The organism is Streptomyces phaeochromogenes, from assembly GCF_001418655.1.
Classification (GTDB): Bacteria; Actinomycetota; Actinomycetes; order Streptomycetales; family Streptomycetaceae; genus Streptomyces; species Streptomyces phaeochromogenes.
The window spans coordinates 41,498-48,313 of the sequence record NZ_LIQZ01000204.1 but is presented as its reverse complement, the minus strand read 5'-3'; the positions used below and the strand labels follow the sequence as shown (position 1 = coordinate 48,313).

The following is a 6,816-nucleotide window of genomic DNA, read 5'->3' as shown; positions in this document are numbered from 1 at the left end:
GCCCCAGCCCCTGCAGGAAACGCAGCACAAGGAGCAGCACGGGAGCGGCCGTACCGATGGAGTCGTACGTCGGTACGCAGCCGACCGCGACGGTCGCGGCGCCGGTCAGCAGCAAGGAGAGGACGAGAACGGGCCGCCGTCCGTGCCGGTCCCCGATGTGCCCGAACAGGACCGAGCCCAACGGCCGCGCCACGAACCCGACCCCGAACGTCCCGAAGGCCGCCAGCGTCCCCGCCACCGGCGAGAACGTGGGGAAGAAGAGCGGGCCCAGGACGAGCGCTGCCGCCGTCCCGTAGACGAAGAAGTCGTAGAACTCGATGGCCGTCCCCGCGAGGGAGGCCGCCGCGAGCCGCGGCATGGAAGGGGGCTTTACTGTGCGTGCACGGTGCATGCCGCGTCAACTACCCACGGTCACCAAGGGTTACGGGGGGCGCACGGGGGCCCGGTGGCCTCAGTAGGTCACCGTGATGCGCCGGGCGGGACCGTCCACGCGAATCACGCCCCCGTAGGGGATGACGATCTGTGGGTCGGTGTGTCCGAGGTCCACATCGAAGACGATCGTGGTGTCGGGGGCGTACGCCCGCATGGCGCGCAGTACGGCCTCGCGCTGTTCCGCCGCGTAACGGGCGCCCTCCTGAGGGCTGTTGGGGCGTTCGAAGGACCATGTCTTCGCCCGGCCCATCAGCAGCGCGGAGAAACGCTGGAGCAGTCCGCGCTCGCCCATGTTCCGCAGGACGCGGAACACCTCCTCGCTGCTGGGCAGTTCCTCCGAGGTCTCCAGGAAGAGCACGCCGCCGTCGTGGACCGAGAGGTCGTGCGGGATCTCCCGGTCGGCCATCAGCAGCCCGGCCAGGATCTCCAGACAGCCGCCCCAACTGCGGCCCTCCACCACCCGGTCGGCGTTGACCCAGGTCCATCCGGTGCCGGGCCGGGTCCCCGGTTCCGACTCGAAGGTCGCCGGGTCCGCCCAGTCGCGGTCGACGTCGCGCCACCGCTCGGCCGGACGCAGTTCGTACTCGCCCGAGGTGAAGAGCGCCGCCCGCACGGATTCGGCGGTCAGCGGGTCCATGGCGCCGGGCCGGCCCAGTTCGCCCATCACACTCGCGCCGTGGTAGCCGACGATCCCCGTGTTCCACAGGTGGGCGAGCAGGTTCGTGTTGTCGCTGTACCCGAAGAACGGCTTCGGGTTGGCGCGGATCAACTCCCGGTCGAGCAGCGGCAGCACGGTGATCTGGTCGTCACCGCCGATCGACGCCATGACCGCCTTGACGTCCGGGTCGGCGAACGCCGCGTGGATGTCGTCGGCCCGCTCCCGAGGCGTGGAACCCATCCTCCGGGTCGCCGGATACTCGACCGGTTCGAGGCCGTACTCCGTGCGCAGCCGCTCCAGGCCCAACTCGTACGGGAGCGGAAGGATCCCCGGCAGCCCCGCGGACGGCGAGATCACGGCCACCCGGTCGCCAGGCACGGGCTTGGGCGGGTACGCGGGAGTCGTCATGCGAGGGAGGGTAGGGGCCGTCCCGGTGTCGGCGCACCGTGATAAACCGGGTCTGAGCAGCGGTCCCGAACGGGCCGAGCCATCCGACCGGACCGGAGGAACCGTGCCCCGCACCCTCGCCAACGCCCCGATCATGATTCTCAACGGCCCCAACCTGAACCTCCTCGGGCAGCGCCAGCCGGAGATCTACGGCTCCGACACCCTCGCCGACGTCGAGGAGATGTGCGCCAAGGCGGCGGCCGTGCACGGCGGCACGGTGGACTTCCGCCAGTCCAACCACGAGGGCCAGCTGGTCGACTGGATCCACGAGGCACGCCTCGGGCACTCCGGGATCGTGATCAACCCCGGCGCCTACTCACACACCTCCGTCGCGATCCTGGACGCCCTCAACACCTGCGACGGGCTGCCCGTGCTGGAGGTCCACATCTCCAACATCCACAAGCGCGAGGAGTTCCGGCACCACTCGTACGTCTCGCTCCGCGCCGACGGCGTGATCGCGGGCTGCGGAGTGCAGGGTTACGTGTTCGGCGTGGAGCGGGTCGCGGCGCTGGCGGGAGCGGCTCGGGCGGAGGCCTGACGGGAGCGGATGACCGGCGGCCTGACGGGAGGTGCCGGGCGGACGGCGGCCGATTGTCAGTGGCGGGTGCCACCATCGACGCATGACCTCGATCCAGGATTTCCGAACGCCGTCCACGTCCACCCCGGGCCGTGAATCCCTCCCCGCCCCGCGCCAGGCCGTCGACTACAGCCGGCCCGCCTCCACGATCCGGCGCAGAAAGCGCCGCGTGCGTTCCTCGCGCGGGTCGCCGAACACCTCCTCGGCCGTGCCCCGTTCCAGTACGACACCGCCGTCGAGGAAGCAGACCTGGTCCGCGACGTCGCGGGCGAAGCCCATCTCGTGCGTGGCCAGCACCATGGTCATGCCGTCGTCCTTCAAGTCCCGCACGACAGCGAGGACTTCACCCACCAGCTCCGGGTCGAGGGCCGCGGTGATCTCGTCGAGGAGCAGCAGCCTGGGGCGTACGGCCAGGGCGCGGACGATCGCGGCCCGCTGCTGCTGGCCACCGCTCAGCCGGTCCGGGTACTCGCCCGCCTTGGCGCCGAGCCCGAGCCGGTCGAGCAGCTCACGGGCGTGCGCCTCCGCCTCCGCGCGGTCCACGCCGTGCACGCGGCGCGGGGCCAGCGTGATGTTCTGCAGGACGGTCATGTGCGGAAAGAGGTTGTACGCCTGGAAGACCACACCGATCCGGCGGCGCACCGCGTCCTGGTCGGCCCGGGGGTCGGTGATCTCCTCGTCGTCCAGCCAGATCGCGCCGTCGTCGATCTCCTCCAGCAGGTTCGCGCAGCGCAGGAGCGTCGACTTGCCCGAGCCTGAGGCACCGATCAGCGCTGTCACCGTGTGCGGGGCGACCTCCAGATCGACGTCCCGCAGGACGACCGAGTCGCCGAAGGTCTTGCGGACGGCCTCCATCCGCAGCACGGGCACGCCGGAGTCCACGGGTGCCTTGCCGGGCGTCTCGCTCATATGCTCCCTCCCTGCGCCTGCCGCCGGTCCATCCGTGCCGTGACCCAGTCGGTGAAGCGGGTCATCGGGATGGTCAGCGCGACGAAGACGAGTCCCGCGACGATGTACGGCGTGTAGTTGAGGCTGCGGCCCACGATGATGTCCGCGGCGCGTACGGCGTCGACCGCGCCGCCGATCGAGACGAGCCCGGTGTCCTTCTGCAGGGATACCAGGTCGTTGAGCAGCGGCGGCACCTGACGGCGTACGGCCTGGGGGAGCACCACGTACCGCAGGGCCTGCCGGTTGCTCAGCCCCAGCGAGCGGGCCGCGGCGCGCTGCGAGGGGTGGACCGACTCGATCCCGGCGCGGAACACCTCGGCGACGTACGCCGAGTAGGTCAGGGTGAGCGCCGTCCCGCCAAGCAGCACCGGATCGACCGTGATGCCCTGCAGCCGCAGCGCCGGCACGCCCAGGACCACGATCATCAGGTTGATGATCAGCGGCAGCCCGCGGAAGAAGTCGGTGTACGCGGCGGCCAGCGCCCTCAGCGGGAAGAACACCGGACCGCGCAGGGTGCGGGCGACGGCGATCAGCATGCCGAGGACGAGGACCGCGGCGCCGCACACCAGCAGGAGCCGGACGTTCAGCCACAGCCCCTCCAGGACCTTGGGGAACGCCTCGCGCGCGTACTGCGCGCTGAAGAACGTCTCCTTGGTGCGCGGCCAGCCGGGCGCGTTGACGACGACGAGGTAGAGGACGACGCCGGTCACGAGGGTGGACAGCGCGGCGATCGCCGTCGCGCGGCGGGCACGGGAGCGCTTGTACCGCTCCCGCTCGATCCGCCGCGGCGACGGGACGTACGCCTCGCGTGCCTCTCCCTCGCCGGAGTCTCCTTCCGGCTCCCCGGCCGACTCCTCCTTCACGAGCGTCACTTGAGGACCGGTGCGTCGACGGCGTCGGACAGCCACTGCTTCTCGACGGCGGCGAGGGTGCCGTCCTCGCGCAGGGCGTCCACGGCGTCCGTCACGCACGAGGTGAGAGCGCTGCCCTTGTCCAGGACGAGTCCGAACTGCTCGGGCGCACCGCCCTGGTTCTCGAACTGTCCGACGATCCGCGCGTCCGTCACCTCGGCCGCGGTGATGTAGAACGCGGTCGGCAGGTCGACCACGATGGCGTCCACCTGGCCGTTCTTCAGCGCGGACTTGGCCTGGTCGTTCTTCGCGTACGCGGCCGGCTGCTCGGTCGGCTTCACCACGTCGTTGATGTAGTTCAGGCTGGTGGTGCCGACCTGGGCGCCCAGCTTCACGCCCTTGAGGTCGGCGATGCTCTTCGCCTTCGCGGCCTTGGAGTCCTTCAGCGCGATGACGGCCTGGCGCACGTCGTAGTAGCCGGACGAGAAGTCGACGGCCTTCTTGCGCTCGTCGCTGATCGACACCTGGTTGATGTCGAAGTCGAAGGTCTTCTCGCCGGGCGCGAAGGCCTTGTTGAAGGGCACGCTCTGCCAGACGACATCACCCTTGTCGTAGCCGAGCTGCTTCGCCACGGCGTACGCGACGGCCGACTCGAAGCCCTTGCCGTTGGCCGGCTTGTCGTCCTTGAACCACGGCTCGTACGCGGGTTGGTCGGTCGCGATGGTCAGTTTCCCGGAGACTTCCGTGCCCAGTTCGCCCTTGGCGCACGCTTCGGCGCCGGAGCCGGAGGGCTTGTCGGAGGCCTTCTCCTCGGGCTGCGGGGCGCAGCCGACGGCGACGGCGAGCAGAGCGACGGTGGCGGTGGACGCGGCGCGGCGCAAGGCGCGTTGGGCAAGATGCATGGCGGGAGAGTGACAGTGGGCAGGCCCGTCTGTCGAGGTCACAGGGGCAACTGTCCGCATGATGGGAACGGGTGTTGCAATGTTGTGAACTCGTGGGGCGCCGGGGCGTCATGGTGTCCTGGGCGGTGGCCGCCGGACGTCGGCCACCGCTGCCAGGGCGGGGCCGCCGGCCGAGGGCGGGGATCGACAGGCCGGCGACCCGTCCGCGCAGGAGCCGTCATCCTGTGCGGGACCAGCTACCAGTGGACCGCGCGCTCCCCGTGCGCCGGGAGCGCGTGCGGGGCACCGGAGTGTGCGCTCCGTTCACACGGGGCGCGCACCGGCGCGCACGGCCGGGGACCGCACACCTGCCATCGGACGCCTCACCAACGCCTTGCCCGGACCAACGCCCCGCCCGGGCCAACGCTCGCCCGGCGATCGGCGATTCGCCTCCGCACGGGCGTGGTTCACCAACCCCGCGCGTGCCACTCCGGCAGATGCGGACGCTCGGCGCCCAGCGTCGTGTCGTCGCCGTGTCCCGGGTAGACCCAGGTCTCGTCCGGCAGCGGGTCGAAGATCTTCGTCTCGACGTCGTGGATCAGGCTGGCGAACGCCTTCGCGTCCTTACGTGTGTTGCCCACACCACCCGGGAAGAGACAGTCCCCCGTGAACACATGCGGGTGCCCGTGCGGGTCGTCGTAGACCAGGGCGATCGAGCCGGGCGTGTGGCCCACCAGGTGGCGGGCGGTCAGTTCCACGTGCCCCACCCGGATCGTGTCGCCGTCCTGGACGGGTACGTCCGTCGGTACGGGGATGCCGTCGGCGTCGTCCCGTCCCGCGTACGTGCGCGCGCCCGTGGCCGTCACGACCTCCGCGAGTGCCTGCCAGTGGTCGCCGTGCTGATGCGTGGTGACGACGGACGCGATGCCGTCGTCACCGATCAGCGTGAGCAGCGTACCGGCGTCGTTGGCCGCGTCGATCAGCAACTGCTCGTCCGTCGCCCGGCAGCGCAGCAGATAGGCGTTGTTGTTCATCGGGCCGACCGCGACCTTGGAGATCATCAGGTCCCGCAACTCGTGCACATCCGCAGGGCCGCCGACCGTCACCACTCCGCTGTACGTCATGACGCTCAGCCTATAGCGGGGGGAGTGCGGGCAGCGGACCGCCGTCGACGCTGAGCGCGGACCCGTCGCGGCGGCCCGCGAGCCAGCCGAGGAGGGCGGGCGCGGGGCCGGTCACGGTCACCTCCGGACCATCCCCGGAGCCCTCGGCTCCCTCCGCGCCGCCGTCTCCGGAGACGCGTCCCGTGCTCCACGCGCGCGTGCCGTCGGTGACGCGCGTGTGCGGCACCTCGGGGTGCCCGGCGAAACGGTCCGTGAGGAAGACGATCTCCCGCTCCACGAACTCCTCCGGGAGGTCCTCCAGGTCGTATCCGATCCCCAGATCGACGTGGTGCAGCTCGACCTCGATCCACCGTCGGAACGGCACCCCGGACGCCGAGTCGGTGACGCCGTTGCGCAGCTCCACCGTGCGGGACCAGTCCGCGGGCGCGGCGCCCGTCTCCTGGAAGCGGACCGCGCTCTCGCGGAGGTCGGTGAGCTGTGTCTCCACGGGGCGCGGGGCGTCCCGCCCGATGTCGGCGTCCCGGGCCTCCCCGGAGATGTACATCGGCCGGCCTTCGAGGACGTTCACGAGGGCGTCCGCGTTGCGGGCGAGGTGGGCCAGGACATGGCCGCGGCTCCAGCCGGGCAGCCGTGACGGTTCGGCCACGGAACCGTTGTCCAGTTTGCCGACTGCGGTGAGGAGCCGCTCGGTCGCGTCACGTACAGACGCCAGGTCGCGCACATGATCGTTCATGGGCCCGACGATAGTCCCGCCACACGTTTGGGTGAAGGTTGCGGACGGCCGCCGTAAATCGAATGCGCGTGCTATATGGTCGGGTGCGGCGTCGGGCATGCTGGAGGGCCCGGGATTGTTGTGAAGCAGGGAAACCAGACCGGCGCTGTCAGTGGCTCCCTCTAG

At 70.7% G+C, this 6,816-nt stretch carries 8 protein-coding genes; 1 reads left to right on the top strand and 7 read right to left on the bottom strand.

What is annotated here, in order from left to right:
* Nucleotides 1-391: MFS transporter (locus AOK17_RS26710; RefSeq protein ID WP_157881398.1), on the bottom strand; the 391-nt coding region annotated here is incomplete at its 3' end.
* Between the two features lie 60 nt (nucleotides 392-451).
* Complete coding sequence (locus tag AOK17_RS26705) at nucleotides 452-1,498, bottom strand: S66 family peptidase (protein WP_055615099.1); 1,047 nt, start codon at nucleotides 1,496-1,498, stop codon at nucleotides 452-454.
* 103 nt (nucleotides 1,499-1,601) lie between these two features.
* Here AOK17_RS26705 and aroQ point away from each other — a divergent pair, with 103 nt between their 5' ends.
* Entirely contained in the window at nucleotides 1,602-2,075 is a 474-nt protein-coding gene (gene aroQ / locus AOK17_RS26700) for a type II 3-dehydroquinate dehydratase (protein ID WP_055615098.1), read from the top strand.
* Nucleotides 2,076-2,240: 165 nt separating this feature from the next.
* Here aroQ and AOK17_RS26695 read toward each other — a convergent pair whose 3' ends face one another.
* The 5 genes from AOK17_RS26695 to AOK17_RS26675 form a co-directional block, all read right to left on the bottom strand.
* Entirely contained in the window at nucleotides 2,241-3,023 is a 783-nt protein-coding gene (locus AOK17_RS26695; protein WP_055615097.1) for an amino acid ABC transporter ATP-binding protein, read from the bottom strand.
* The gene (locus AOK17_RS26690) at nucleotides 3,020-3,934 is read right to left on the bottom strand and encodes an amino acid ABC transporter permease (protein ID WP_055615096.1); all 915 of its coding nucleotides are present in this window, start codon (nucleotides 3,932-3,934) and stop codon (nucleotides 3,020-3,022) included. Before AOK17_RS26690 ends, AOK17_RS26695 begins: the two co-directional genes overlap by 4 nt.
* On the bottom strand, nucleotides 3,931-4,815 hold the full coding sequence (locus AOK17_RS26685; RefSeq protein WP_055615095.1) for an ABC transporter substrate-binding protein: 885 nt from the start codon (nucleotides 4,813-4,815) through the stop codon (nucleotides 3,931-3,933). The genes AOK17_RS26690 and AOK17_RS26685 overlap by 4 nt, the downstream gene beginning before the upstream one ends.
* Nucleotides 4,816-5,261: 446 nt before the next feature.
* Nucleotides 5,262-5,918, bottom strand: a complete 657-nt coding sequence (locus tag AOK17_RS26680) for an MBL fold metallo-hydrolase (protein ID WP_055615094.1) — start codon at nucleotides 5,916-5,918, stop codon at nucleotides 5,262-5,264.
* Nucleotides 5,919-5,928: 10 nt separating this feature from the next.
* On the bottom strand, nucleotides 5,929-6,651 hold the full coding sequence (locus AOK17_RS26675; RefSeq protein ID WP_055615093.1) for a maleylpyruvate isomerase family mycothiol-dependent enzyme: 723 nt from the start codon (nucleotides 6,649-6,651) through the stop codon (nucleotides 5,929-5,931).
* Nucleotides 6,652-6,816 lie beyond the last annotated feature (165 nt).

Bases quoted from the DNA above. Each gene is read 5' to 3' on its own strand.
- AOK17_RS26705 (WP_055615099.1), bottom strand. From the start codon at position 1,498: ATGACGACTCCCGCGTACCCGCCCAAGCCCGTGCCTGGCGACCGGGTG.
- AOK17_RS26695 (WP_055615097.1), bottom strand. From the start codon at position 3,023: ATGAGCGAGACGCCCGGCAAGGCACCCGTGGACTCCGGCGTGCCCGTG.
- AOK17_RS26685 (WP_055615095.1), bottom strand. From the start codon at position 4,815: ATGCATCTTGCCCAACGCGCCTTGCGCCGCGCCGCGTCCACCGCCACC.
- AOK17_RS26680 (WP_055615094.1), bottom strand. From the start codon at position 5,918: ATGACGTACAGCGGAGTGGTGACGGTCGGCGGCCCTGCGGATGTGCAC.
- AOK17_RS26675 (WP_055615093.1), bottom strand. From the start codon at position 6,651: ATGAACGATCATGTGCGCGACCTGGCGTCTGTACGTGACGCGACCGAG.